Source organism: Gammaproteobacteria bacterium (genome assembly GCA_009845905.1).
In the GTDB taxonomy this organism is placed as follows: Bacteria; Pseudomonadota; Gammaproteobacteria; order Steroidobacterales; family Foliamicaceae; genus Foliamicus.
Window position 1 is genome coordinate 169,215 of sequence record VXYS01000004.1, and the last position, 26,786, is coordinate 196,000.

At 65.2% G+C, this 26,786-nt stretch carries 25 protein-coding genes and 1 tRNA gene; 6 read left to right on the plus strand and 20 right to left on the minus strand.

Annotated elements, in window-relative coordinates; translation table 11 throughout:
* Positions 1 to 53: 53 nt before the first annotated feature.
* The 6 genes from F4036_02285 to F4036_02310 are packed head-to-tail and all read right to left on the minus strand — an operon-like array spanning position 54 to position 6,546.
* On the minus strand, positions 54 to 680 hold the full coding sequence (locus tag F4036_02285) for a hypothetical protein (GenBank protein MYK36568.1): 627 nt from the start codon (positions 678 to 680) through the stop codon (positions 54 to 56).
* Positions 677 to 1,303, minus strand: coding sequence for a hypothetical protein (locus F4036_02290; GenBank protein ID MYK36569.1), 627 nt, complete (start codon positions 1,301 to 1,303; stop codon positions 677 to 679). The genes F4036_02285 and F4036_02290 overlap by 4 nt, the downstream gene beginning before the upstream one ends.
* 29 nt (positions 1,304 to 1,332) lie before the next feature.
* Entirely contained in the window at positions 1,333 to 2,745 is a 1,413-nt protein-coding gene (locus F4036_02295; protein MYK36570.1) for an amidohydrolase family protein, read from the minus strand.
* Positions 2,742 to 3,302, minus strand: coding sequence for a CDP-diacylglycerol--glycerol-3-phosphate 3-phosphatidyltransferase (gene pgsA / locus F4036_02300; protein ID MYK36571.1), 561 nt, complete (start codon positions 3,300 to 3,302; stop codon positions 2,742 to 2,744). Before pgsA ends, F4036_02295 begins: the two co-directional genes overlap by 4 nt.
* A gap of 41 nt (positions 3,303 to 3,343) precedes the next feature.
* Positions 3,344 to 5,170, minus strand: a complete 1,827-nt coding sequence (gene uvrC, locus F4036_02305; protein ID MYK36572.1) for an excinuclease ABC subunit UvrC — start codon at positions 5,168 to 5,170, stop codon at positions 3,344 to 3,346.
* An 11-nt stretch (positions 5,171 to 5,181) separates the two neighbouring features.
* Entirely contained in the window at positions 5,182 to 6,546 is a 1,365-nt protein-coding gene (locus F4036_02310) for a 3-deoxy-7-phosphoheptulonate synthase (protein MYK36573.1), read from the minus strand.
* On the opposite strand from F4036_02310, the gene F4036_02315 reads away from it, so the two are divergent.
* From F4036_02315 to F4036_02325, 3 genes are read left to right on the plus strand one after another with little or no spacing between them, the layout of a single operon-like run.
* Positions 6,516 to 8,210, plus strand: a complete 1,695-nt coding sequence (locus F4036_02315) for a nodulation protein NfeD (GenBank protein MYK36574.1) — start codon at positions 6,516 to 6,518, stop codon at positions 8,208 to 8,210. The genes F4036_02310 and F4036_02315 overlap by 31 nt on opposite strands.
* 10 nt (positions 8,211 to 8,220) lie before the next feature.
* On the plus strand, positions 8,221 to 8,973 hold the full coding sequence (locus tag F4036_02320; GenBank protein ID MYK36575.1) for a slipin family protein: 753 nt from the start codon (positions 8,221 to 8,223) through the stop codon (positions 8,971 to 8,973).
* Positions 8,970 to 10,400 (plus strand): FAD-binding protein, encoded by a 1,431-nt coding sequence (locus F4036_02325; protein ID MYK36576.1) that lies wholly within the window; start codon positions 8,970 to 8,972, stop codon positions 10,398 to 10,400. Before F4036_02320 ends, F4036_02325 begins: the two co-directional genes overlap by 4 nt.
* An 88-nt stretch (positions 10,401 to 10,488) precedes the next feature.
* On the opposite strand, the gene F4036_02330 is transcribed toward F4036_02325, so the two are convergent.
* The 3 genes from F4036_02330 to F4036_02340 form a co-directional block, all read right to left on the minus strand.
* Entirely contained in the window at positions 10,489 to 12,786 is a 2,298-nt protein-coding gene (locus tag F4036_02330; GenBank protein MYK36577.1) for a hypothetical protein, read from the minus strand.
* A 14-nt stretch (positions 12,787 to 12,800) separates the two neighbouring features.
* Positions 12,801 to 14,015, minus strand: a complete 1,215-nt coding sequence (locus F4036_02335; protein ID MYK36578.1) for a methyltransferase domain-containing protein — start codon at positions 14,013 to 14,015, stop codon at positions 12,801 to 12,803.
* A 229-nt stretch (positions 14,016 to 14,244) separates the two neighbouring features.
* Positions 14,245 to 15,984 (minus strand): DUF1838 domain-containing protein, encoded by a 1,740-nt coding sequence (locus F4036_02340; protein ID MYK36579.1) that lies wholly within the window; start codon positions 15,982 to 15,984, stop codon positions 14,245 to 14,247.
* Between F4036_02340 and F4036_02345 the strand changes: the two genes are divergently transcribed.
* Genes F4036_02345 through F4036_02355 form a run of 3 tightly spaced genes read left to right on the plus strand, consistent with a single transcriptional unit; the run spans position 15,536 to position 18,883 of the window.
* On the plus strand, positions 15,536 to 16,783 hold the full coding sequence (locus tag F4036_02345; protein MYK36580.1) for a class I SAM-dependent methyltransferase: 1,248 nt from the start codon (positions 15,536 to 15,538) through the stop codon (positions 16,781 to 16,783). The genes F4036_02340 and F4036_02345 overlap by 449 nt on opposite strands.
* 4 nt (positions 16,784 to 16,787) lie before the next feature.
* Positions 16,788 to 17,627 carry an alpha/beta hydrolase gene (locus tag F4036_02350; protein ID MYK36581.1) on the plus strand — a complete coding sequence of 280 codons (840 nt, stop codon included), beginning with the start codon at positions 16,788 to 16,790 and terminating at the stop codon, positions 17,625 to 17,627.
* Positions 17,540 to 18,883, plus strand: a complete 1,344-nt coding sequence (locus tag F4036_02355; GenBank protein MYK36582.1) for a membrane dipeptidase — start codon at positions 17,540 to 17,542, stop codon at positions 18,881 to 18,883. The genes F4036_02350 and F4036_02355 overlap by 88 nt, the downstream gene beginning before the upstream one ends.
* Here the strand turns inward: F4036_02355 and F4036_02360 are convergent.
* From F4036_02360 to tolQ, 11 genes are all read right to left on the minus strand, one after another.
* The gene (locus tag F4036_02360) at positions 18,813 to 19,439 is read right to left on the minus strand and encodes an adenine nucleotide alpha hydrolase (GenBank protein MYK36583.1); all 627 of its coding nucleotides are present in this window, start codon (positions 19,437 to 19,439) and stop codon (positions 18,813 to 18,815) included. The genes F4036_02355 and F4036_02360 overlap by 71 nt on opposite strands.
* A 63-nt stretch (positions 19,440 to 19,502) precedes the next feature.
* A complete protein-coding gene (locus F4036_02365; GenBank protein MYK36584.1) occupies positions 19,503 to 20,297 on the minus strand; it encodes a hypothetical protein in 795 nt (264 codons plus the stop codon).
* Complete coding sequence (locus tag F4036_02370; protein ID MYK36585.1) at positions 20,294 to 20,890, minus strand: methyltransferase domain-containing protein; 597 nt, start codon at positions 20,888 to 20,890, stop codon at positions 20,294 to 20,296. Before F4036_02370 ends, F4036_02365 begins: the two co-directional genes overlap by 4 nt.
* Positions 20,887 to 21,660: an NAD(P)H-binding protein gene (locus tag F4036_02375; GenBank protein MYK36586.1), complete on the minus strand. Its 774-nt coding sequence runs from the start codon at positions 21,658 to 21,660 to the stop codon at positions 20,887 to 20,889. The genes F4036_02370 and F4036_02375 overlap by 4 nt, the downstream gene beginning before the upstream one ends.
* 38 nt (positions 21,661 to 21,698) lie before the next feature.
* Positions 21,699 to 21,771, minus strand: a tRNA-Lys gene (locus tag F4036_02380).
* 25 nt (positions 21,772 to 21,796) lie between these two features.
* Positions 21,797 to 22,624 carry a tol-pal system protein YbgF gene (gene ybgF / locus F4036_02385; GenBank protein ID MYK36587.1) on the minus strand — a complete coding sequence of 276 codons (828 nt, stop codon included), beginning with the start codon at positions 22,622 to 22,624 and terminating at the stop codon, positions 21,797 to 21,799.
* Positions 22,611 to 23,210, minus strand: coding sequence for a peptidoglycan-associated lipoprotein Pal (gene pal / locus F4036_02390; protein ID MYK36588.1), 600 nt, complete (start codon positions 23,208 to 23,210; stop codon positions 22,611 to 22,613). Before pal ends, ybgF begins: the two co-directional genes overlap by 14 nt.
* Positions 23,211 to 23,278: 68 nt before the next feature.
* Entirely contained in the window at positions 23,279 to 24,619 is a 1,341-nt protein-coding gene (gene tolB / locus F4036_02395) for a Tol-Pal system beta propeller repeat protein TolB (protein MYK36589.1), read from the minus strand.
* Positions 24,616 to 25,638: a TonB C-terminal domain-containing protein gene (locus tag F4036_02400; protein MYK36590.1), complete on the minus strand. Its 1,023-nt coding sequence runs from the start codon at positions 25,636 to 25,638 to the stop codon at positions 24,616 to 24,618. Before F4036_02400 ends, tolB begins: the two co-directional genes overlap by 4 nt.
* Positions 25,635 to 26,060, minus strand: a complete 426-nt coding sequence (gene tolR, locus F4036_02405) for a protein TolR (protein MYK36591.1) — start codon at positions 26,058 to 26,060, stop codon at positions 25,635 to 25,637. Before tolR ends, F4036_02400 begins: the two co-directional genes overlap by 4 nt.
* Positions 26,061 to 26,744 carry a protein TolQ gene (gene tolQ, locus F4036_02410; protein ID MYK36592.1) on the minus strand — a complete coding sequence of 228 codons (684 nt, stop codon included), beginning with the start codon at positions 26,742 to 26,744 and terminating at the stop codon, positions 26,061 to 26,063.
* Positions 26,745 to 26,786: the final 42 nt, after the last annotated feature.

Below are 26,786 nucleotides of genomic sequence, written 5' to 3' on the forward strand. Positions count from 1 at the left end.
GTTATCTGTGCCCTCAGTTTGAATTGGTAATATCAATCTTGCGTGCGGGTGCGCTAATCCGTCTCGGGCCACTTGCCCTCGATTTCCTTCTTCAGCATCCCGATCAGCATGGTCGGATAGAAGTCGTCCGTAGCCTCGGCCGCCGCGGCAAGAAACGCCAGCATTTGCGCCGGTTCAACCAGGCCTTCGCAACCGTCGAAACCGCCGTCCAGCGCATAATAGGCAAACCCGACCTGCGCGGCGAGGCGGCCGTACTCCGCCGAGCGTCGAATCAGTCGGCCGGCCCTGCAGGCGTCCCCTCCGGTGTCGGTGTAGCCGAGATATTGCATGTAGCCGCTCACGAACAGCGCCTGCGGATACTCCGCGGCCACGGCGGCCTCCATGTGCGGCCATCCCTTTCCGGTCTGCCCGCTGTAGGTGTACACGCGGGCGAGTTGATAGCGCAGCCTGGGGTTGCCCGGGTCCTCGGCCACCGCCGCCTCGCAGGCCGCAATCGCGCCGGGAAAGTTCATGTCCGACTGGGACACGCCCGGCGCCACCTTGTTGGGGTCCAGCGGGTGCGAAGTCGCCAGGTCGCACGGCGTAACTTCCTGCGAATACGGCGATGCATCCCATTCAAGCGTTTCCGCGGAAGTCCCGCCAAACGCAAGCAGTCCGCAAAAGGCAATCAGTTTCTTCATTGGTTTTCTCCCTCAAGTGCCCTGACCTCTTTCTTGAGCATCGCGATCAGCATGCTCTCGTAGAAGTCGCTGTTCGATTCCGCCGCCGCCTCGAGGAACATCATGAGTTCGCCCGGGTCGATGGTCACGTCGCAGCCCTCGAAAGCGCCGTCCAGGGCGTAGCGCGTGAATCCGACCTGTCCCGCCAGCCGGCCGTATTGCGCCGAACGCCGAAACAGGCTGCCCGCACGGCATATGTCTTTCCTGGCCTTGTTGATGCCCAGAAAGTGCAGGTAGCCGTTGACGAACAGCGCCTGCGGGTAGTCCGCCGCAATTGCCGCTTCGCGATGCGGATAGGCCTTCTCGCCCTGCCCGCTGTACCCGTACACCCGCGCCAGCTGATACCTCAGCCGCGGATTGCCGGGATCGGCCTCCACCGCCGCCTGGCAGGCCGTCGTGGCCCTGGCGAAGTCCATGTCCTGCTGCGACACGCCCGGCGACACCGAATACGGATCGTCGCCGTGCGAAGCCTCGATATCGCAAGGCGTGACTTCCTGGGAGTACGTCGAGGTGTCCCACTCGAGGGTTTCGGCCGAAGCTCCTGCGGCAAGGAACAGTCCGCAGGCTAACCAGCTTGCTTTCATGTTTACTCCTCCTGACGGTTGAGGCTGCGCTAGTGAACGGGCATAAGCCGGCCGCGCGCGATGACGCGGTCGATCTTGCGGGTGTTACGAATGTCGGTGAGCGGGTTGGCGCGCAGCAGCACCAGGTCGGCGCGCATTCCCGGGGCGATCGCACCCATTTCATCCTCGAGCGCGAAAAACTTCGCCGGCTGAACCGTGGCGGCGCCCAAGGCGTCAAGCGGCGTCAGCCCGGCGGCGACCAGCACTTCCAGTTCGTTGTGCAGGCTGTAGCCGGGAATGGCCAGCGCTATCGGCGTGTCCGTGCCGGCGCCGACCGGCACCCCGGCTTCGTGCATGCGGGCGATCATGTCCAGCGTGTACCGCGCGACCGTGAGATCGCGCTGCCCCGGGTCCCGGCTGACCCACGGCGAGGGCGAAGGACCGCTCCATTCGTCCTGCACCGCCTGCGGTATTTCGGCGAGCGCCACCGGCCAGTCGTCCCGGTCGAAGACGGGAAACATGGAAAGCGCATTCAGGCGCGCGGTCGGAACCTGAATGGTGTTTCGCAGCGTCCCCAGGACTTCGGCGCATTGCGCTTCATCAAAAGCGGCGATCGCTTCCCTGCGCTGCAGACTGTGCAGGAACGTGCGCAGCTTCATGCCGGAGCTTTCTTCGCCCGCCGACAGTTGCTGCCGGCGCGTTTCGAGCAACTCATCGGAGTTTGCGGCGCAGTCCAGCTCGACATTCCGCAGGTGCTCCATCGAATTCACATGCGGACCGGCCGTTGAGGCGCGCATGGAAAGGGGCACGTGGGAGGCAATCGGCAGGCCGTACGTCCCCGCCGCTTCGACCAGTGCCGCGAACACTTCGGGGCTGACCATCTCGTAGATCTTGATGAAGTCCACGCCCTGAGACTTGAGTTCCGCGACCCTGGACCGGGCCGTCGGGGCCTCAGGGTTCGGAACGCCGATTTCCGGCGCGTCGATTCCATCGTAAACCACCGTGGCGCCGTCCAGCAGCGGGCCGCTGAAGAACACCCGCGGCGCAACCGCTCCCTGGGCGCGCATGCGTTCCACCACGGGCGCCATCTTCTCCATCAACCCGCCGGTATCGCGCACGCTGGTAATTCCGTATCGGATAAACATCTCCGGCATCGTGGCCGTGAACCGCTCGTCGTAGGTCAGGTGAACGTGCATGTCCCACAGGCCCGGAATAAGGAACTTGCCGGTGCCGTCGATCTTCTCCGCGGCCGTGAAGTAGATCGAATCGGCGGGACCGACCAGCACGATCCGGTCGCCGTCGATGAGCACCGTCTGCCCCGGCCGCTCGCCGGACACGGCGTCGATCACGGTCACGTTGCGGATCGCAATTCCGGATTGCGCATCCTCGGGCCCGGGCCCGCAGGCCCCGGTGGCCAGCAGGACCGGCAGGAAGCCGGCGACGAGCCTGGCTCGCGCGTTCATGAGGCGGATGTGCTGCGCACGGCCGTCCTGGCCCGCAACATGTACAAGGCGCCGGTCAGCAGCGTCAGCACGGCCGATAACAGCAGTAATACGTAACCGATTTCGTACAGCGGCAGGAACCACAGCGGTTCTTCGTACAGCATGAACGCCAGGGCCACCATCTGCCCGATGGACTTGTACTTGGCCAGCTGGATGACGTTGACCCGTCCCCGCTGACCGAGCGCCGCCATCCATTCCCGCAGCGCCGAAACGGCCACCTCCCGGCCGATGATCACGATCGCCACCAGCGCCAGCACCATACCCGGATTGGCCTGAACCAGGAGCAGCAGCGCGGCGATGACCAGCAGCTTGTCCGCTACCGGGTCCAGGAAAGCCCCGAAACGCGATCCCTGGTCGAAGCGCCTCGCCACCCAGCCGTCCGCCCAATCGGTGAGCGCGGCGGCGCCGAACACGAGACCGGCAACCGGGTGCGCCCAGGGATACGGAAGGTAGTAAAGGGCCACGATGCTGGGCATGGCGGCGACCCGGAACCACGTCAGGATGATCGCGAGGTTCATGCCGCCACTATAGCCAATTCGCCCCCGCCCCGGCGCATGGGTCAGTGCAGCGCGCCGTAGATTCTCTGCGCGAGTTCCGGACCGATGCCGGGCAGTTTGCGCAAATCCTCCACGGGAGCGGCCTCTACGCCGCGCAATCCGCCAAAATGGCGCAGGAGCTGGCGGCGGCGCTTGGGCCCCAGCCCCGGCACTTCCTCCAACACCGAGGACTTGCGCGCGCCGTGGCGTCGGCGACGGTGGCCTTCCAGTGCGAAGCGGTGGGCTTCGTCGCGTATTCGCGCGATCAATTTCAGCGCCGCGGAGCCCGACCCCGGAATCAGCGGCCGGGCGAAATCCGGCATGTAGATACGCTCGCGGCCCTCGCGGCGCCCGAAACCCTTGGCCACGGCGGCCACCGGCATGCTCGACAGCCCCAGCGCTTCCAGCTCGGCGCGCGCCGCATTCAGCTGGCCGCGGCCGCCGTCGATCAGCAGCAGTTCCGGCAACGGCGATTCTTCCCGGACAAGCCGGCCATAGCGCCGGCGTACGGCCTCGGCAATGGCGCCGTAGTCGTCGCCGCTTTCGGCGCCGCGGATATTGAACCGCCGGTACTCGGACCGGCTCGCACCCTCGGGCGAGAAGACCACGCAGGACGCAACCGGAGACTCACCGCCGGTATGGCTGATGTCGAAGCACTCGATGCGCTCGGGCGGGCGCATCAGGCGCAATTCCCTTGCCAAGGCCTTCAATTGGGAAGCGAGGCCCCGGGCGCCCGCGGCCTGCTGCAGCGCCCCGGCCTCCGCGTTCCTCCGCGCCAGCTCGACCCAGCGCCGGCGCCAGCCGCGCACATTCCAGCGCACCGCCACGCGATGGCCGCTCTGCATGCCCAGCGCGCCCTCCAGCAGTCCGCGCCGGCTGACCGGTCCGCCGGTAATGACTTCCCTCGGTGCGCCGCGCTCGAAGTAATGCTGCGAGATGAAGGCGCCCAGCACCTCGTCGGACTCGGCCCCCGGCACGACCCGCGGAAAGAACAGCCGGCTGCCGGTCAGCGTGCCGCGCCGGATCCACAACACGGCCACGCAGAAGACGCCGCCGCTTTCGGCCACCGCGACCACGTCCAGGTCGCGCGCCGCGCCGCCCGCCACCGACTGGCTGGCCTGTATCCGCTGAAGCGCGGCCACCCGGTCGCGCAGCTGCGCCGCGCGTTCGTAATCCAGGTCCTCCGCCGCCCGTTCCATGCGTCCCAGCAGGTCCTCCAGCACCGCTTCGTTCTTTCCTTCCAGAAACAGCAGCGCCTGGCTTGCATCGGCCGCATATTCCTCTTCGCTCACCAGGCCCACGCAGGGCGCCGTGCAGCGGTCCAGCTGGTACTGCAGGCAGGGCCGCTCACGGTAGCGGAAATAGGAGTCCTCGCAAAGCCGGATGCGGAACAGCTTCTGCGCCTGGCCCAGCGCGCTGCGCACCGCCGCGGCATTGGAATAAGGGCCCAGGTAACGGCCCTTGCCGCGCCGCGCGCCACGATGGAAGGCAAAGCGCGGGAACGGGTCGCGGGTGGTCGCGTAGATGTACGGATAGCTCTTGTCGTCGCGCAGATAGATATTGAACCGCGGCTTGTGGCGCTTGATCAGGTTGCATTCCAGCAGCAAGGCTTCCTGCTCCGTTTCCGTGACGGTCACTTCCACCCGCCGGGTGCGGTTCATCAGTTTCTGGATGCGCGGCTGATGGCTGCGCGAACCGAAGTACGACGCCACCCGGCGCCTCAGGTTCTTGGCCTTGCCCACGTAAAGGATGGCGCCCCTGCCGTCCAGCATCCGGTAGACGCCGCAGCTCCGGGTCAGGCTCTCGAGGAATTTCCCCGGATTGAAATCGTCCTGTTTTTCGGCGCTCATAGGCGCCAACGCTAAGCGGCCGCCTGTTGCGTGATCGACATGGCCAGTTCCATCGCCTGCTCGTAGTTCAGGCGCGGATCGACCTGGGTGCGGTAGCTCTTGTCGAGACCCGCCTCGTCCAGCCCACGCGCGCCGCCGATGCACTCGGTGACGTTCTCGCCGGTCAGTTCCAGGTGCACGCCGCCGAGGACGGTGCCGGCGCGCGAATGCAGTTCGAAAGACTGCTTCAGTTCCGCTTCGATATTCTCGAGCCGGCGCGTCTTGCGGCCGTTGGCGACCGTCTCGATATTGCCGTGCATGGGATCGCACATCCAAAGGACCAGTGCGCCGGCGCGCTGCACCGCGTCGATCAGGGACGGCAGCACCTCGCCGACCTTGCCCGCGCCCATGCGGTGGATCAGCGTGATGCGTCCCGGCTGGTTGTCAGGGTTCAGGATCCGGAGCAGGTCCAGCAGCCACTCGGGCGTCATTCCCGGGCCGATCTTGATCCCCATGGGATTGGCCACCCCGCGGAAAAACTCCACGTGCCCGCCGTCGGGTTGCGCGGTTCGCATGCCGATCCAGGGGAAATGAGCGGTCAGGTCGTACCACAGCCCTCGGTGATCCAGGTATCGGGTCTGGGCCTGCTCGTAGTGCAGCAGCAGGCCCTCATGCGAAGTGTAGAAATCGGTGCGGCGCAGGCGGCTCAGGTCGCGCCCGGTCGAGTGCTCGATAAAATCCAGGGAGCGGGTAATCCGGTCCACGATCACTTCGTAAGCCTGGGACTGGGGCGAATGATTCACCCAGTCCAGGTCCCAGTTCTCCGGGTGGTGCAGATCGGCGAACCCGCCGTCCACCAGCGAGCGGATGAAGTTCAGCGTCAATGCGGCGCGCTCGTAGCCGCGCAGCAGCAGTTTGGGGTCCGGCTCGCGGTCGCCGGTGGTGAACGATTCCCGGTTCACCAGGTCGCCGCGGAAGCTCGGCAGCGACACCTGCTCGCGCGACTCCAGCGGCGCCGAGCGCGGCTTGGCGTATTGCCCGGCCATGCGACCGATGCGCACGATCGGCTTGCGCAGACCGTAGCTCAGCACCAGGCTCATCTGCAACAGCACTTTCAGCCGACTCACGATGATGTCGGAGGTGCATTCCTCGAAGGTCTCGGCGCAGTCGCCGCCCTGCAGCACGAAGCTCTCGCCCCGCTGCGCCTCCGCGATGGCCGTGCGCAGCGATTCGACTTCCCAGCTGGTCACGATGGGCGGCAGCGCGGACAGCTCTTTCAGCGCCGCGTCCAGCGCCTCGGCGTCACGGTATTCCGGCTGTTGCTGGGTTTCCCGGCCGAGCCAGCCGTCCGGACTCCACTCGTCCGATGCCTGTTTGTCGGTCAGCGCGAAAGCCATTTTTCGTCCCCCCTGCGGTTTTGCCGGGCGAACCCCGAATTCTAACGGCGAACACCCTTGCGTGCTATGATGCTACGCCCTTTATGCAAGCACCTTCCAAAGCGCGCAAGTTGCTGTTTTCGTCCGCCCTGCTGGTCCTTGCGGGCGTATTTTTGTGGCGCGCGGGCCCGGCGCAGGATGCTCCCGAAGAGCCCGTCGAAGAGGAGTCCCGGGACCTCGCGCTGGTGCTCACGATCGAAGACGCCATCAGCGTTGCGACCGCCGAGTTTTTCATCACGAGTCTCGAGACCGCGCAGGAGCGCAAGGCCAGGATCCTGGTGCTTGAACTGGACACGCCCGGCGGCCTGATGATCGCGATGGAAGACATGATCAAGGCGATCCTGGCTTCGGACGTGCCGGTGGCGGTGTACGTGACGCCGAGCGGAGCCAAGGCGGCCAGCGCGGGCACGTATATCCTCTACGCCAGCCATGTCGCCGCCATGAACCGCACGACGACGCTGGGCGCGGCGACACCGGTGAGCATGGGCCAGGCCGGCGGCGCTGCCGCTTCGATCGGGGCGGTGCTGCTTGACGAACACGAGTCCTCCAGTAGCGAAAGCGATGACGCGGGCGCCTCGCGGGACGAAGCGGAAGAAGGCCCAGCCGGTGAAGACGGCGACTCCTCGGAAGACGGCGATTCCTCCGAAGATGCCGAGGAGTCTCCGGGCAGGACCGCGGAGGAAATCGACGCCGAGGCCATGAAGCGCAAGATCGTCAACGACGCGGTGGCCCGGATACGCTCGCTCGCCAACCTGCGCGGGCGCAACGCCGACTGGGCCGAAGAGGCGGTGCGCGAGGGCGTGACGCTGGAATCCGAGGAAGCCGTCGATATGAACGTCGCCGACTTCATCGCCAACGATCTGACGGACCTGCTCGAGAAGGCGGACGGCCGGGAGGTGGACCTGAACGGCGAGAAAGTCCGCCTTCAGACGGCCGGAGCGGAGGTCGAGCGGCTGGAACCCGACTGGCGCACCCGCTTCCTGTCGATCCTGACCAACCCGAACGTGGCTTACCTGCTGCTGATCGTCGGCCTTTACGGGCTGCTGCTGGAAGGTTATAACCCCGGCACATGGATACCCGGAGTCATCGGCGTTATCTGCCTGCTGCTGGCGGCCTATGCGCTGAGCATATTGCCGGTCAATTACGCGGGGCTGGCGCTCATGGCCCTGGGGGTGGGCCTTATCGTTGCGGAATCCATTACGCCCAGTTTCGGCGTATTGGGATTTGGAGGAGTCGTGGCATTCGTTGTGGGATCGATCATTCTGTTTGACACCGGCATTCCCGGATTCGAGGCGCCGCTACGCGTGATCGGGGGCGTGGGGCTGGCGGCCGGGCTGATCATGTTTGGCCTGGTCGTTGTGCTTGCCCGCAGCCGGCGCCGGCCTGTGGTCAGCGGCGCGGAAAGCCTGGTGGGCCGCAGGGCCGTGGTCCTGGAGGACTTTGAGAGCGCCGGGCCGGTGCTGGTTCAGGGCGAGCGCTGGCATGCCACCAGCGAGTCTCCGGTCAGGAAGGGCCAGGAACTTTACGTGCAGTCGGTGGACCGGCTGCGCCTGGAAGTAGGGGATGCGCCGCCCGTGCGCGCGACGCGTCCAAACTTATTCTCTTTGTTGAAGAAAACGGGATAAGGAGTTAATAATGTTGACTTATGTCATTGCGGGAATAATCGTTCTCGTGCTCATAGTCGCCTCGGTGCGAATCCTCTCGGAGTACGAGCGCGGGGTGATTTTCCTGCTCGGCCGGTTCTGGAAGGTAAAGGGACCGGGACTGATCATCGTGATTCCGCTGGTCCAGCGGATGGTCCGGGTGGACCTGCGCGTCATCGTGATGGACGTGCCCACCCAGGACGTGATCTCACGCGACAACGTATCGGTGAAAGTCAATGCGGTGGTGTATTTCCGTATCGTGGATCCCGAGCGGGCCATCATCCAGGTGGCGAACGTTTTCGAGGCCACCAGCCAGCTGGCGCAGACGACCCTGCGCTCCGTGCTGGGCCAGCATGAACTGGACGAAATGCTGTCCGAGCGCGACAAGCTCAACCAGGATATCCAGGTGATCCTCGATCAGCACACCGACGCCTGGGGCATCAAGGTCTCCAACGTCGAGATCAAGCATGTGGACCTGGACGAGAGCATGATCCGGGCGATCGCCGCCCAGGCCGAGGCCGAGCGGGCCCGGCGCGCCAAGGTCATTCACGCCGAAGGCGAAAGTCAGGCTGCCGGACAATTGTCGGAAGCCGCGTCCAAATTAGCCGAACAGGGACAAGCCTTGCAGTTGCGTTACCTGCAAACGCTTACCGAGGTGGCGAATGAGGGCACTTCCACCATCGTCTTCCCGTTGCCGATAGACCTCATTGAGCCTCTGCTGAAGATGGCCGGCAAAAAATCATGAGCCGGGAATACGACGTCATCGTGGTCGGCGCCGGTTCCGCCGGCCTGCCGGCGGCCATCTTCGCGGCCCAGGGCGGCGCCCGCGTGCTGCAGATCGACGCCGACACGCGCGTCGGCGGGACGCTCTACTGGTCTTCCGGCCAGATCAGCGCCGCGGGCACGCGCCAGCAGGCCGCACTGGGCATCGAGGACAGCCCCGAGGAACACTACCAGGACGCCCAGCGCATCGCCTACGGCGGGATAGACCCGGTCCTCGGGCGGCTGGCGACAGGCGGCGCCGCGGACACCCTGCACTGGCTCATGGACATCGGTCTCGAGCTGGCGCCGGAAACGCCCGTCGCAGGGATGGTGCACGAACCCTATACGACGCGCCGGTACGTCTGGGGCCATGAGCAGGCGATTTCGATTCTCAAGGTGATCGAGCCCGTGCATCGTGAACTGGTGGCGTCGGGGGCGATCGACCTGCGGCTGCAGACCCGCATGACCGGCCTGCTCACTTCCGCTTCCGGGTCCGTGGTCGGAGTCAAGGCCGAAAGCAACGGCCAGGAAGTCGAATTCCGGGCGCCGAGCGTGGCGCTGACCACCGGCGGTTACGCCGCCAATCCCGAACTGTGGAACGAGGTCACGCCCTACCCCCTGCATTCCCATTGCAACCCGTTTTCACGCGGTGAAGGCATCATTGCGGCCCGCGAGATCGGCGCCAAGATCGACCGCACCGACCAGTTCCTGGCCACCTTCGCGGGCTTCCTGCAGGACCCGGGCGATCCCCTGAGCGCCTGGTTCTTCCAGCTTGCGCCGGCCTACCGGGCGCCATGGGAAATCTACGTGGACGGCCAGGGCAAGCGGTTCCTGCGCGAGGACCACCCGAGCATTCACTACAGCGAAACTTCGCTGTTGAAGCAGCCCGGCATGCGCATGGTCATCGTGTTCGACGAAGGCATACGCCAGAACGCGACGCCGATGTCCGTATTGGACAAGCAGGGCCGAGACCTGCGTCCCGAATTCAATACGCACCCGTCGTTCCAGAAGGCCGACTCCATCGAGGAACTGGCCGGCCGGTTCGATATCCCGCCGGACAACCTCGTGGCGACGGTCAATCGTTACAACGAAGCCGTCGACAATCACGAGGACCCCGAATTCAATCGCCTGTACATGCCGCGCCGCGTCGACCGCGCGCCGTTTTACGGCATTGAGGCGGTGGGCGTGACCGTGATCAGTCCCGGCGGCGTCAACGTGAACGGCGACCTGCAGGTCGTGGACGAGTCCGACAAGCCGATCGGCGGCCTCTACGCCGCCGGCGAAATACTCGGCTTCACGCGCCTGTCGGGCGCGGCCTTCGTCGGCGGCATGTCGCTGATGCCGGCCATGACCTTCGGCCGCATGATCGGCGAGCAGGCCGCCGCCCAACTGAAAGCCCGCGCCGCCTGACCTGGAAGCGAGGGCGTCCTGGGTGGGAGGGCGTCCCGCCCTCCTTTAAGGCGGTGACGCCGTGGGGGCCATGCCCCCACTCCCAGGGCTAGTGCCCCAGGAACTGGGTGACCGGATCCTGTGGCTGGGTCTGCTGAATTGCCACCCCCGGGTCAGCCAGGCGCGAAGATGCAGTGGCGCCGCAACTGCCGGTTTCCAGATAGCGCAAGGCGGCAGCCAGCCGGGCCTCTTGGGGATCGCCTAGTTGGCGGGTGAGATCGTCCTCGACCTGGCAGCCTTCGGTGACCGGAAGGCCGTCGTAGTATTCCTCGAAACCCTCCGCGTTGATGGTCGCGAAGGTCACGGCCCAAAGATCCCCCTGTCGCGCATTGCGATCAGGAGGGCAAAAGTACCGTGCGTATTGACCCACGGGTTTCCCGTAGGTGCGCTCACCCACCAGGGAGACGTTCTCGTACGGCTGAAGCGAGGTAATGACGAGTTCGCTAGCGGAAGCGGACCCCCGGCCGGTGATGAACACGACATTTTCGACGTTCCGTATCGCAGATTCGTTCCGACAGCGTGCGGCCATACTCCCCGGGTAGACGTCGCATCCGAAATAGGCCGTCTCATCCAGCGAACTGGCAAACAGGTTGTGAACTCTTCTTGACATCACCGTCAGCGTCTGGTTCTCGAACAGTTCGGGGCCGCCGATCAGGGTGGTCAGGCCATAGGCAATCGGCACGCTGCCTCCGCCGTTGTAGCGCAGGTCAACGATCAGGTTCTTGACGCCGGCGGCATTGAATTCGGCGAATTCCTGCAACAGGCGTCCGTTCGCGTCCCCGAAGAAGGTCCGAAAATGCAGGTAGCCTACTTTTCCTGCGTCGGTGTCCAGAATTCGGACGTGTTCCTCGGGAACCGTCGGGACCTCTACCTCCGCCTTGGCCATGCTGAAGGTCCGGCGCTCGCCCGATTGCTTCTCAACTTCGAAGCTGACTTCGAAGCCTTCCTCGTTGGGGCCGAATTCCTCGAAGACTCCCTCGACAGTCAGGCTGTCGACCGGTTTCCCGTTAAGGCCCACGATCCGGTCGCCTCGTTCCAGGCCAGCGTTGCCTGCCGGAGCACTCGCATAGACATCGATGACCTGGTAATAGAGCGGTTCCTCGAACACATCCACGATGACCCGTCCGCGAAACCCGAAGATGAACGCCCGTCCATCGAACAGCATGTCCGTTTCCGCCGCGCTGCTCCAATAGCTGAAATTGCGGTCATGGGTTTCCGGCCGCCAGCGCAGGTCGTCCAGCAGGCTGTCGAGGTCGTCGTAATCCTCGATCACGATTTCGCCATAACGCGCCCGCTGCTCGGGCTCGTCGTTCCAGTAGTACCAGTCCTGCATCAGATCGAAAACTTCCTGCCGGGCTTCCGGATAGGTGCAGGCAGACGACGCGAACCAGTCCTGGCTCAGCGTAAGCGACTGGGGCGAATTGTTGGCCGCCAGCGCCGTCACGGTCACGTCCAGTTCGCGGTCTGCGCCGCCGTTCAGCCCGTAACGGACCACGATTTCACCGGCATTCGTGCCTTCCTCGCCGCTCTCGATGTAGGCCCAGTCGGTACCGTCCGGCAGGCTGGCGCTCCAGCGCATCATCGCGTAGCCGGTGTTGCTCACCTGCAGGGAAATGCTGCCGCCGTAGCCGTCCAGTTCCGTGCTTGCAGCGGTAAGTTCCAGCATTGCGGGCGCCTCGGCCTGTTGTACGGTAACGGTGCGGGAGCCCGCATCGCCAGCCGAAACGGTCAGCTCGAATTCGCGCGCGGCGCCCGCGTTGGCGTCGATTTCGATCGCTATGGTTCCGGCGTCGGTGCCGCTGGAGCCGCTGGAGATACGCGCCCAGTCCACGCTGCCCGCAATCGAGGCGTTCCAGTCCAGCGTTCCCCCGCCCCGGTTGGTCACGTTCACGGATGCATTGCCGCCCCCGGCTTCGGCGTCGATACGGGCGGGAGAGACGTTGAGGTTCGGCGCCCCTTCGGCCTGCCGCACGGCAACGGTGCGCGAGCTTGCTCCGGTGGCGGACACGGTCAGTTCGAATTCGCGAGCGGCGCCCGTGTTGGCGTCAATTGTGATCTGTATGGTTCCGGAATTGGTGCCGCTGGCACCGCTGGAGATACGTGCCCAGTCCACGCCGCCCGCAATGGAGGCGGTCCAGTTCAGCGTGCCGCCGCCTCCATTGGATACGTCCACCGATGCGTCGCCACCCCTCGCTTCGGCGTCGATGCTGGTGGTGGACAGTTCAATGCTGGCGGGATCCGGCGGTGGCGGCGACGGCGGCGATCCGTCGGAACCCGAACCTCCGCAGGCCGAAATCAGCACGGCCGCGGCAATGCCAATGAAGCAAGTCCGTCCCTGGCGGCCCATGGCGCAGCCTCAGGCTACAGCGGCTTGTGGCAGTGCCAGGTCTTGACCACCAGGAACTGGCGCGGTCCGGGCGTGATCTCGAAGCCGGCGGACGTCAGCACGCCGTCGAAGTCGTTCTCCATCAGGTCGATCGACCAGGGCTCGCCGTTGTCGCGATGGTCCATTTCAAACATGTAGCGTGATTCCGGCGACATCGGATCGCCGACCGGGAAATCGTAGATATTGAACACGCCGCCGGGGCGCAGGATCCGGTAGATCTCATGCACCACCTTCTCGGTGGCGCTGAACGGAATCTCGTGAAACAGGATGTAGCTGTTGATGACGTCGAAATGGTCGTCGTCGAAACCGGTGGCTTCGCCCCGGGCCTGTTTGAAGCGCACCGGCAGCCCCATGCCCCTGGCGCGCTTGTGAGCGTACCGCAGCAGCGGTTCGGACGGGTCCAGCCCCCAGACCTCGGCATCGGGATAGCGCTGCTTGAGTGCGGTGGCGCACTGGCCGATGCCCGTGGCCATGTCGAGCGCGCGCTCCACGCCGCCGCTCAATGGCGCCTGCCCGCAGGCCACCAGGCCGTTGTGGACCATGTCGCCGGCGTTGAAACCCATGTAGAACGCATTGGTACCGTGGTGATAGACCTCGCCCGCCAGCGCGTCGCCGACATAGCCGCCCGGCTGCAGGTGAAAGTCGAACTGGATGTAGTCCGGCATCTCAAGGTCCGGGGCCAGTTCCAGCAGGGAATCGTCGGAGTCCGCGTGCAATTCCCGCTCCAGCCGCTCGCGATCGCCGTCAACGGCGCTGAAGGCGGAGTCCCAGGTCATTTCCTGGAGGCTGCGCAGCATCCGGTTTCGAATCTGCGTGTCCGGGATGCGGTCCATGACGCGGCAGATCGCTTCCACGTCGTCGGACTGGATACCCTCTTCCTTCAGGGCCGCGCTGCCCGCCGCGCGCGACTTGGCGCTGACGCCGCCGGCAGTGATCATCGTGCGCAAGCTCAAGGCAAAGCCGAGCCGCTGCTCGGCGTCCAGGGATGGAAGGCGGCTCAGGCCGCCCAGTTGTCCTCGATCCATTTCTTTCTCCTTATGGCTCCGGCGGGGCCTCCTGCACTTCCCCGCCCCGGGCAAATCCGGCGTATATCCGCCGGACGAAGGCGTCCCGCCGCGCGGCCTCTGCCTCGACTTCTTCGGCGGACGGCATGTAAAGCTCCACGGCGTCATCGGGCAAGGCGCCGGCATCGGCCAGCACCTTCTCCAGCAGCTCCAGGCGACGCCTCGTGGTCCACAATTCGCTGCCGAGCTGCATCACGGTTTCAACCAGATGGTCCAGCACCGGATGGTCAAAGTATTGCGGATCGTTCATTGGCGCCTCGCAGCACTGATTCCTGCAGTCCGTGGGACGGTCATTCTAACGTCCCGAGTAACTTCCCGGCCCCCGGGCGGAGTCCGCTTTCCGCGACGGCGGCGCTTACGCGGACCACGCTTCCACTTCCGCCAGCAGGCCGGGGAACACCTCTTCGGTGCGCCGGCTGAAGCCGGCGGGCAGATCGCCGACCGTCATCGCCTTGCGGCCCTGGCTGCGCCAGATGTGATGGCCCGCCCACTGGCCCATTTTCATGAAGCCCATCCAGTCGTTCTTCATGATCCAGACCTCGGCGGTCTCGACCGCCGGGCGGTCCGGATCATTGAGTTGATCCAGCCGTCCGATCAGCGTCTGCACCTGCATTTCCCAGCGCACCGGCCCGGTGGAGGCGCGGGGGAACCGATCGGGCGTGTAATACGCCGGAAACGAGATGAACTTGTCGATCTGAAGGTAGGCCATGCCGTCGGCGACCATCCAGTCATAGACGTAGGGTCCGTAGTCCGCTGCGAACTCCGAGCGGCCGTCGCGGCCCTGACCGTGGGTCGAAAAGATATGGTTGAAGCCGCCCCCGCCCCGAAACGGCGTGAGTTCGATGGTCTCGCGCGTATAGGGGTTGACCATGGAGTCGATGGGCTCACCGGTTTCCATGTCCACGAAGTACAGCCATTCACGCAAACCCATGTCGTAGGCGCCGTCCTCGCGCGGCCTGAACACGCGCGCCGCGCAACCTTCCCAGTCGGCGAGCGGGAGGGCGTGCTCTTCGGGACGCATCCCGAACAGCCGCCCGCGGTTATAGCCGTACGTGGCTGTGCCATCCGCGCTGCCCATCATTCGCACGGCGGCATGCATATTGGCCACGGGGTCGGTCACGTCGAAGGCGATTTCAGCCGCGCTGGCCCTTGCCGGAGCCGACCCCGCGAAAGCCATTCCCGCCACCGTGGCGCCGCCCGAAATCAGTACATCGCGCCTTTTCATGACCCCCTCCACTGCGTTGCCCGGCAGGCATGATAATCTAGGCGTGTAAAGGGAGAAAACAACATGAGCGAAAAAGTCGAGAAAGGGCGCAGCAGGGCCGCGCCTTTCATCCCGGCGGACACGGATGCCGCCATATTCCTGGGTAACCCGCACATCGACAACCTGATGTCCGTCGTGATCGCGCTCGGAGCGGAAATCTGGGCCGACCGCCAGCGCATCAAGGTTATCGAACGGCTGATGGAAACCGAAGGCATGGCTACGACTGAAATGGTCGAGGCCTACGTGCCGACCGACGCCGAGAAAGAGGCGTGGGAAGCGGAACGTATGGAAATGGTCGAGCGGGTCTACAGCGTCCTGTCGCGCGATACGTCGAGCGCACGTCCGTTCGGCGAAGAACGCCAGTTCTAGGAGGTAGCGAAAAATGATCAACAGACGATCCGTAATGGGTTTGTTCGCCGGGGCAGCATCCCTGGTGGCAGCGCCATTCGCGAGCCGCGCAGCGCAGCAACGCACCGCGCCGCCGGCGATGGGATTTTTCGAAACGCGGGACGATCTGCCGCCCCCGCCCAAGACGACCGGGAACGTACCGGGCACTCTGGCGCCGCGGGGCCGCAACGGGCGCATGGAACGCCTGCCGGAAATCGACCTGGAAAGCCGGATGGATTTCCTGATGTCGGTACGGACCTTCGCCAACCAGACGTTGAGCCAGGCCGCCGGCCGGCGCGCAAACGATATTCTGGCCAGCAAGGGCATTTCTCCGGACACGGAACTGCCGATGCAGGAAGCCATCGCCCTGCTGCAGGACGATCCCGTCGTAAGCGCAAGGACCCGGACCTGGATGTCGGTGCAGCAGCTTTCTTGGAACAACATGAAAGCCGAGTGCGAAAACAATGCCGACACCTACCTGAGCGAGATGGAAGCGGTCGACAACCGCGGTCCCGGAACCCTGGAACTGAACCCCGACCTCGAGATGCCCGACTACACGCGCCACGAGATCCACATCCAGCCGGGCGGCTACGTGGGCAACGACTTCGCAGGGCACATGTACGACTACGGCACCAACGGCTTCTATACCGGGCGCAACGACCAGGATGCGTTGCACATGACAGCGGCCTTCGGGCTGCCGATACCGGAGGACGGCAAGGTCAAGCGCATTCTGGACCTCGGCACCGGCGTCGGCCAACTGGCCATGGCGCTGAAGGAGCGTTTCCCGGATGCGGAAGTCTGGGGCATCGACGTCGGCGGGCCAATGGTGCGGTACGGCCATCTGCGCGCGGTGGAAAGGGGGCTGGACGTCAATTTCGCCCAGCGCCTGGCGGAAGACACGCGCTTCCCCGACAACCACTTCGACCTGGTGACCAGCTACATCATGCTTCATGAAGTCTCGCCCCAGGGCACGAAGGACATCGTCAACGAGGCCTTCCGCATCACGCGCCCGGGCGGAATCTTCTACCCCATCGACTTCAACCTGAAGAACCCGTTTCCCCGGACGGCATACGGCCAGTACCGGCGCTGGTGGGACCATCGCTGGAACAACGAGGTGTGGACGATCAAGTACCGCACCAACGGGCTGCAGGACCTTGTCCGCGCCGCCGGGTTCGATCTGAATGAGGAGGGGCCGGTCGCCCTGCCGCGGTTCGGCGTGATGAACGCCACCAAGCCCGCATAACGGCGTGCGCGACAGGAACGGGAAGCTTACCCGCCGGCAGACGCTCGCGGGGGCTGGCGCCGCGCTCGTCGCTTCGGCGGCGGGGTCGGTCGCGAAGGCCGAGGCCGGGGAAGAATCCAAGACCTTCATCCTCGTACACGGCACCTGGCTGGGCGGCTGGAGCTGGCAGTTCGTGCGCCGCATCCTGGAGCAGGCCGGCCACGACGTATACGCGCCTTCGCTGACCGGCTGCGGCGACCGCGCCCACACGACAAGTCCGGACGTGGGTCTCGACACCCATATCCAGGACATCGTCAACATCATCGACTTCGAGAGCCTCGATGACGTCATCCTCGTCGGACATTCCTTCGCCGGCATGGTCATTACCGGCGTCGCGGATGCAAGGCGCGAGCGCATACGGCGCATCGTCTTCTTCGATGCGCTGGTCCCGGCGGGTGACCGCATGAGCGGCGTGAGCCGCACGCCCGAGGGAGAACTGTCCCAATACTTCATCAAGCGCATGGAGAAATTCGTCGACGGCTACCGGATGGACTACTTCGACTCCTACCCCCTCAAGATGGTGGTGCCGGATTCCGAACCCGAGCTGCAGGCGCTGCTGAAGGAGAAGATCACGCTCCATCCGATGCGCGCCTGGAGCGATGTGCTGGAGCTGAAAAACGGCGGCTGGGAGGGCCTGCCGCGCACGTACATCCACTGCGTGGGCCAGGAATACTCGATGACCAGCGACTTCATGGTCGGCCCCGCGCGCGAACCCGGATGGCAATTCATCGAAATGGACATCCCGCGCGGCGGCATGCTGACCCACCCGGAACTGGTCGCCGAGACCTTCGTCAATCTGACCTGATGCGCCGGGCACTGGTTCTGGCGACGGCCCTCGCCTGGGCCGCGGCCGCACACGGCCAGGTCGCGCCGGAGACTCGCGCGCTCCATGATCGCGTGTTCACCTTCGACGCCCACGTGGACATTTCCCTCTCGTTCGCGACGGAAGAATCGGACCCGGGCGTGGACGGGTTCGAACCGGTGGATCTGCCGAAGATGGAACGTGGGGGGCTGGACGCCGCCGCCTTTGCCGTATTCGCCTCGCATGGGCCGCTGGACGAAACCGGCTACGCGCGGGCGCTCGAACAGGCCCGCACCAAGGCCGCGGCCATCCGCCGCATGGCTCTCGAAATGTATCCGCGGCGCATTAGCCTGGCTTTGACCGCGGACGATCTGCGCGCGCATGCGTCCGAAGGACGGCGAAGCGCCCTGATGTCGATGCTGAACGCCTACAGCCTGGGCGCCGCGGGCGAGCACCTCGACGAGTTCTTCGCTGCCGGCGTGCGCATGGTCGGATTCACCCATCTCGGACACAACCAGTTCGCCGACTCGGCCCGCCCCAGCCCTCAGTTGGGCGACGGCCCGGCGCTTCACGGAGGCCTGTCGGACGCGGGCCGGAACCTGGTGGCCCGGCTGAACGTCCTGGGCGTGATCATCGACGTATCGCAGATCACGGAGGACGCCCTGCTCCAGACCGTCGCCCTGAGCCGCGCGCCGGTCGTGGCGTCGCACGTGGGCGTGAAGGCGCTGGTGGACCATCCGCGCAACCTGAGCGACCGGGCCCTTGAGGCGGTCGGCTCGTCCGGCGGCGTCGTTCACATCGTCGCGTTCGGCAGCTACCTCGAGGAACCCAGCCCCGAGCGCTCGAACGCCATTCTGGATCTGTTGAGCCGCAACCGGCGCGAGACCGTCGAGCAGAGCGAGGCCTACTTCCGGGAAATGCGCGAAATCAATGAACGCCTGCCCGGCGCCTCCGTCTCCGATCTCGTGGACCAGGTGGACTACGTTGTGGAACTACTGGGAATCGACCACGTGGGGCTGGCCACGGATTTCAACCACGGGGGCGGCATCGACGGCTGGAGCGACGAGGGCGACGCAGCCAACGTCACGGCGGAACTGGCCCGCCGCGGCTACTCCGAAGAGGACATCGCCAAAATCTGGGGCGGCAACTTCCTGCGCGTGTTCGAACAGGTCACCGCCCTGGCCCGCCCTACGCAGCCGCGCCCGGCAGCAGGTCACAGTAATGGAAACCATCCCTCCGCACCCGTTGGCCTTCCGTAAACTCGATGGGCCGCGAAAACGTGGGTCCATCAAAAACAAACGTATGAAACTCTCCGTTTTCGCCGCAGGGATCGACCTGGGGTGGTAGATCGTCGAGAAACGCCGAATTAAACCGACGCCCCGCAAAGGACCCATCCAGCACTTTCGGGTCAACGCACACGGTCACCGCGCGAAATTCTCCATCGATAAACGTCCGGGCCAGCGGTCGAGTCGGCTTCTTCCATAGCGGAAAGAAGCAGCCCAGACCCACGGCTTCCAGTTGGCGTTCTCTATAGGCCCGCAGATCTTCGAGAAAGATATCGCCGAAAGCGATTCGGCGGATTCCCTTTTCACGAATGCGCGAGAATGCCATTCCCATTTCCCTTTCGTAGATGGCATTCGACGATTGCGGCGGCACCACGACTACCGTAACCGGTATACCCAGGGACTCCGCCTGTCGGCGAAGCAGTTCGCGACGTACGCCGTGCATGCTCACCCGATCGTAGGCATCGGTCACCGTAGTCACCAACTCCGTCACGCGGCACTCGCCCCGCTTCTGGATTTCCCAAAGCGCCATGACGCTGTCCTTGCCGCCGCTGAAGCAAAGGGCAATCGGTTCGCTGAGGGTCTCCACTGATCCTCAACGAGGCGTCAGCCGATCGTCGATATCCTCAAAGCCCGCGCGCAGACCGATGGTCTGTCCGACCTTGAACTTGATCGGGCGGTGCGTCGTATCCACCCAGAGGTTCGAGTGCGTTTCGTACCCCTCGCCGGTACCGTCCAGCGAACCTTTCTCGTCAAACACGAAATGACGAACGGTGATCTCCGATCCGTCGGCGCGGGCAACGCTGAAGTCCCGCACATGATCGATGCTCACGACCACGTCGAATGACCGCATGTCCTGGTTCAGCACGAACGCCATCCAGCGAAAATCCTGCACGCCCGCCGTATCGGCGTCGTAGCGCCGCGACATCGTGAATTGCGGTATGGCGCCCGGCATCATGTCCATCAGACAACCCGACGGGCACTCTCCCTCGTAGGTCACCCGTTCGCCGGACTCGTATGCGACGGACATCGTGGCGGCATCGGCGTCTCTCGTCAGAGTCACCTCGAACGCGCGCCCGTCGGCATGCTTTCCCCAGCCCGCTGCGCCTGTGGCCTCTTCTTTGGCGTCATAGTCCCAGCGCGCCGGAATTTCAAAGCTGTTGTCCGCGGCGGACACCATACTGACGATTGTTCGGCCCCCATCCGCGCGACGAATAACCTGGAATTCTTCGCTGCTGATGTCCTGACCCAGTCGCGACACATTCATGACGCCGCTGTCGATCACCTCGTCCCCGGAGGACAACTGGTACAGGCGAGGATCAACGATATCGGCGCACGCGCTGCCCACCACCAACGCGCCGATTGCGAGAAATCCGGACAACCCTTTCACTGGGGCTCCCTGTGCTGGAATCGATAGACAAACGCCGGGGGCACGTTCAGCGCGGCGACTCCCAGACGCGATGCCTTGAGTCCGAGGCTGTCGAGCGTGCGCCTGCCGACCGGGCAAATGCCCCCATAGGTGAACTGATGAAAGGCGCCGCACTCGCCGAGCAGCGCGAAGGCCGCCGTCAGCAGCCGGCGCTTTCTGGCCTCCGAAAACAGCAGCAACGGCAGGCCGCTGATGATGTAATCGACCTGGCCCGTCAGGTCCTGCAAATGCTCGCCCAGCGACAAGGCGTCGCCATGCACGGTGCGGGCGCCGGGGAAGTTCTCCCGGAGGATTTCGACGAATCGCTCGTCACTGTCCACCAGGCACAGGTCCCCTTCGGATACGCCTGTATTCAGGATGGCCCGGGTCAGTGCGCCCGTTCCCGCTCCCACTTCGACAACGCGCGCGCCGGCCCCACAGCCGCGGGCCATGAGCCGGCCCAGCGATGCGCCGCTGGGCACCACCGCGCCCACCGAGCGCGGATCGCTGACCAGGCTGCGGAAAAACCCGCCAAGCTGGCCGTTCCCGTTCGGCAGGGAGCCGTTGTTCGTCACACCGGATCCTGTTGGAGATACTGCAAGGCGTCGCGCCAGATCCCGACCTCGGGAGTGATCGCGTTAAGGACCGTGAAGGTCGTGTTGATCGCCTTTTCGCTGACCGCGCATTCGACCAGAACCGAGGCGCTGTCCTCGCGGCAGATCATGAACGGCCCGCCCGGCGGGATGGGTTCCGATTGCAGGAGCATGATGCCGTACTCGCCGCCGGGCCTGTCCGAGAGACCGGGCGTGCGCGAAATGGTGTAGTGGATTCCGGAAGCGCGCAGCACAGCCTCGCCTCTGGCCTTGGCGTCCATCGAGGGAGCAAGTCGCTCGGGCATCCAGCCGGCGGGCGACCGGCCGGCGGACGAAAGCAGAACGAAGCGCTTCACGCCCGTGCGTATGGCCACCTCCGCCGTATCGGCAACGCCCGTGTGGTAGACGTCGTACAGGTCGCTGACTTCGACCTCGGAGAAAGTCACGCCCACAGCATAGATGAGAGCATCCACGCCTTCGAGCGCCGGACCCATGGATTCCGGCCTGCGCACGTCGGCGCTGATCCAGGTCACGCCGTCTTGCGGCGGCTGCGCGCCGGCTCTCCTGGAGATGCCCCGCACGGCATGCCCGCGCGCGAGCAGATCTCCGACAATAAACTTGCCGGTGCGTCCGGTCGCGCCCAGAACGGCGACGGTAAGGGGGGTTTCGGCGGCGGCGGAAAGCCTGGCGCCCAGCAGGACGGACGAGCCCAGGGCGAGACCGTTGAAGAGGATGGTGCGGCGTGTGGTCATGGCAGTACCCGCCCCGGTCGGCGGCTCCACTTTCGGTGTGGGTCGTGCAGGAATCGAACCTGCGACCTACTGGTTAAAAGCCAGCTGCTCTACCAACTGAGCTAACGACCCGTGGCGCGCAATTGTAGCTGCTGGGTCAGCGCGAGCGGGCTTCGATCTGGGCCAGGCGGATGGTCGCGAGGTTGGCGGCGTCGACGCCGGCGAAGTCCTGGCGCACGCGCTCAAGCGTAGCGGTGGCCGCCTCCGTTTCGCCCAGCTCATCCTGGGTGTATCCGAGCTTGAGCAAGGCGTCCGGGAGCTTGTTGGAATCCGGGTAATCGGACACGACCCGGGCGAACTCCGCGCCCGCTTCCTGGTACTGGCCCTGCACGTAGAAGGTTTCCCCCAGCCAGTAGCGGGCATTGGCCGCCAGACCTCCGCCGGGATTGGCATCGAGGTAGCGCATGAACTCGGCCCCGGCCGCCTGGTACTGGGCCTGCCCCAGCAGTTCGCGTGCCTGTTCGTAATTCTCCTGACTGCCGGCCGCAATCGCAGGCTCAGCGTCTTCCGGAGGTTGAGCACCGGGAACCGCGCCGTCGACCGCGTCCGCGGCGCCGCCCGGGGTCTCCCCCGTCGCGTCCTGTGGCCCCGCCGGCGCCGGCGTGTATCCGCGGGCCTCCATCGCCGCCAGGCGTTCCTCGAGCGCCGCAAACTGACTGCGCCGCAATTCGGCGTTGCGCCGCAGGTCCTCATCCAGGCGCTCGACCGCGTCGCGCAGCGCCTGTATCTCGCGCCTGAGCTCATCCTGGGCGTTGATCAGCGCCACAACGTTGTCGGCGCGGATCTGCTGCTCCAGCACGCCCACCCGGGTCTCCAGTTCCTCCAGCACTTCGCGGTCGCGGCGGCGTTGCGCATCGGCCGGCGCCGCCAGCACGAAGACGAGAGCCAGCGCTATCGCCATGACGGGCCAGTCAGTTCGTTTCATATACCAACTCCACACGGCGATTCTGCGACCATGCCATCTCGTCGGCTCCTTCCGCGGCAGGACGCTCCTCGCCGAAACTTACCGCGTTCAATTGTGCACCGGCCGCGCCCAGCGCGGTCAGTGCCTGGGTCACGGCGTTAGCCCGGCGCGATCCCAGCGCCAGGTTGTATTCGGGCGTTCCGCGTTCGTCCGCGTGTCCCTCGAGCCGCACGGTCTGTCCCTGGTTGGCTGCAAGCCAGGCGCCGTGGGCCTGGAGAACCTGGCTGTATTCCTCGCGGATCGAGCTTCGGTCATAGTCGAAATAGATCACCAGCGTGCCCTGGGGACCGCCGATCCAGTCTCCGCTGGCACTGCGCCCGGGCTCGGCGGCGACCGGCGGACCCTCCCGGTTGACGACCGTGCCGCTGGCGATGGCGCCGCTGCCCGCGCCGGCGGCGGTGGCCCCGCCGGCCGCTGTTGCGTTGTCGGAGCCCACCGGTTCCGGGCCCGGCTCGGGTCCTGCCGCCGTTTCGGAGGTTTCGCAGGCCGCAACAGTAAGCGCGAGCAGGATCAAAAGGCAGGCATTTTGGGTTGTGAGAGATTTCATGGCGTTAATCCTTGATGTTTGGATATCAGTTCTTTTCCTGATCGAGGGCGGGACGCCTCTTTCCCAGGTCAGTTTTCATAGGGTCCCCAGGCGGGTTCGCGAAGGATTCCCTCGGGCGCGCGCAGCAGGCGCACTACGCCGCTGTCGATGAAATAGACGCCCAGCCCCCGGCCGGCGGTCGTGCCCGCGCCGAAGATCAGCGCGCGGCCGTTGGGAGCAAAACTCGGCGACTCGTCCAGCGGGCCGTCGGTAAGCAGGCGCAGCGACTCGTCACGCAGGTCCATGAGGCCGATCCTGAAGCGCCCGTCCTGCTGGTGCACGACCGCCATCTGGTTCCGGTCCGGCTGCAGCCGCGGCCGCGCATTGTACGAGCCGGTAAAACTGACCCGTTGCGCCTGGCCGCCCCGCGCCGGCGCGACGTACACCTGCGGGCCGATCCCGCGGTCGGACGTGAAGTACACGCGATCGCCGTCAGGGGAAAATTCGGGCTCGGTCTCGGTGGCGGAATGGCGCGTCAGGCGCCGCGGCGAGCCCCCGTCTATCGGGTAGATATAGATGTCGCTGTTTGCGTTCACGTTCCGGGCCACCGCCAGGAATCTCCCGTCGGGCGACCAGGCGGGAGCGCTGGCGGAGGTCCGGTCCGGCGACAGGGGCCGGCGCTGGCCGGTCGCGACCTCCTGCACGAAGACCTCGGCGTGGCCGGCTTCGAACGACACGTACGCCAGCCAGGCGCCGTCCGGCGACCAGCTCGGCGACATGATGGGATCGGTCGAGCGCAGCACGACGATCGGGTTCTGGCCGTCGGCGTCGGCCACGATCAGCCGGAATTCCTCACGGCCCGGCGTGACCTGAACATAGGCCAGGCGGGTGGAGAACATTCCGCGCGCGCCGGTCAGCTGCTCGTAGACCAGGTCGGCGATACGGTGGGCCGTGGCGCGGAATGCGTCCCGGGAACTTTGCAGACGGTAGACGAGGAGCGATTCGCCCGCAAAGACGTCCACCAGCTCGAACTCGACGGTCGGGTTGGCTTCGCTGCCCGACACATGGCCGACGAGCACGGCCTCGACGTCCATGATGCGCCAGTTGGTCAGGCGCATTTCCGAAAAACGGGTCGGCCGGGTAATCATCGTCTCGCGGCCCATCGGCGCGAACTGTCCGGTCCGCTCGAGGTCGGCCTCCACGATCTCGGCGAAGTCATACGGCAGCCCCAGCGTCACGCGCCACTCGAAGGGAACGATCGCGATGGGAATGGCGCGCTGCGTGGAGCGCGTAATGACGATATCGAGCTGCGCGGAGGCCGCGAGCGGCAGGAGCGCGAGGACGGCGAGCCAGAGCGCCTGGGAGGGAGGACGTCTCGTCCTCCTGGAGGGCGGGGACGCCCTCCCACCCAGGATATAGCGAAGTTTCATTCGCCCTGCTCCGTCGGTGGGTAGCGCAGGCGCATTTGTCGCTCGAACAACTCCGGTATCGGCGGCTCGGGCAGCGGCGACGATCGGCGAATTGCGGTTTCAATGTATCGGCGATCGGTCTCCGTACCGTTGAATGCCTCAAATCGAATTCCGTCAACTTCATTGCCGGGCAAGATGTCCAGCAATACAACCCACATCAGGCCCTCCGGGATTCCACCCGGTGGACTCCAGTTGCTTTCGATCCGTTGCCGGATGCGCGCCTTGTATTCGTCGAGTTGACCGGACTCGATGGCCTCATTTCGCCGTTCCTCCGCCATTTCCCGGCGCATACGCTCAGCCAGCTCGGCCTCCCGCCTTCTGCGCTCGGTCTCCTCGATCTGGCGCTGCGCCGCCTCGGCCTCCTCGGCCAGCTTGCGGGTCTCCTCCTCGGCGCGCTGCCTCTCCGCTTCAGCTGCCTGGCGTTCGGCTTCGGCCGTCCGGGCCCGCTCCTCCTCTTCCTGACGCTCGCGTTCGATCCGCTCCAGCCGCTCGGTCTCTTCCTGCTGGCGGCGCTGCATCTCGCTGAGCTGGCGGCTGGCCTGCGTCTGCTGCTCGCTCAGCTCGCGCCGGGCCTGCTCGGTCTGCGTGCTCAAGGCGCTCAACTCCTGTTCCTGGCGCCTCTGCCGCTGCTCCTGCTCCTCGATCTGCGCGCGCAGGCGCTCGACCTCCCGTTCGCGCTCGATCACCGCCGCGCGCTCCAGTTCGTCGAGACGCTGAATTTCCCTTTGAACCGCCTCGTCGTCCAGCACTACGCCGTCGATGGCGATGGTACCAAAGGCCGGCTCGTCCGGTTGAATCCGGGTGGCAAAGCCGATCAGCAGGAACGCCATCAGCGCGGCGTGACCTAATACCGACCAGGAGCACGGACGCAGCATGGGAAGCGGTGGCGCGTTGGGATTGGCACCCGGTGAGCGAATACCCGGGCCGGTCCGCAAGGACCGAGCCACACGCTCAATCAGCGCCTTCAGGCGATCCATCATTCCTCCACAGGCAACGGCCGCGTCACGAGTCCGACCTTGTCCGCGCCCGCTCGCTGAAGCAGGGCCATCACCGTAACCACGTCGCCGTAAGGCAATTCCTCGCTGGCGCGAACCAGCACCGGCGTTTCCGGCTGGCGTTGCAGAACGGCGGCGGCACGCGCCACCACGACCGGGGATTCCACGGCATCGTCGGGGTCTTCGCCGATATTCAGATACATCCGACCCTCGGCATCCACGGTAAGAATGAGCGGCCGGTTGTCGCGTATCAACTCCTGCGGAAGCGGCTCGGTCGCCAGTCGCGGGAGGTCGACGTGAATGCCCTGGGTCAGCAGTGGCGCGGTGATCATGAAAATCACCAGCAGCACCAGCATGACGTCGATATAGGGAACGACGTTGATTTCATTGACGAGCCGGCGGCGCATCTAGCCTCCTAACTCGAAATCCGAATGGGCATGTTCGCTCAACAACGTCACGCATTCTTCCCGGTAGGCCTGATAGCGGATCTCCAGGTTGCCCACGCGATAGGCAAAGCGGTTATACGCGATGACCGCGGGGATCGCGGCGAACAGACCCATGGCCGTTGCGATCAGCGCCTCCGCGATACCCGGCGCCACCAGCGAAATCGTGGCCGACTCGACGTTGCCCAGTGCACGGAAGGAATTCATGATGCCCCAGACGGTCCCGAACAGCCCGACATAGGGACTCACCGAGCCGATCGTGGCCAGCCAGGGCAGGCCGCTTTCCAGACGTTCCAACTCGTTCATCTGCGCCAGTCGCATCTCCCGCCGGCCGACTTCAACCAGGCGCTCGGGATCGGTCTTGCCGCGCGCCGCCTGGCGATGGAATTCGCGCATCCCGGCCTCGAAAACCCAGGCCATGCCGGTAGTGCTGCGGCTCTTGTTGCGCGATAGCGCCACGAACAGTGACTCCAGGCTGTCACGCTGCTTGAACGCCTGCTCGAAATCGCTCAAGTCACGCTCGGCCCCGCTCAGGATTACACGCCGTTGCAGGATGATGATCCACGACAGGATGGAAGCCGCCAGCAGCAGGCCCATGATCAGCTGCACCAGCAGAGTGGCCTGGCTGATCAGTTCCCAGAATCCCATGTTTACGCCGACTTCACCCACGTCTTTGCCTCACCAATTGCA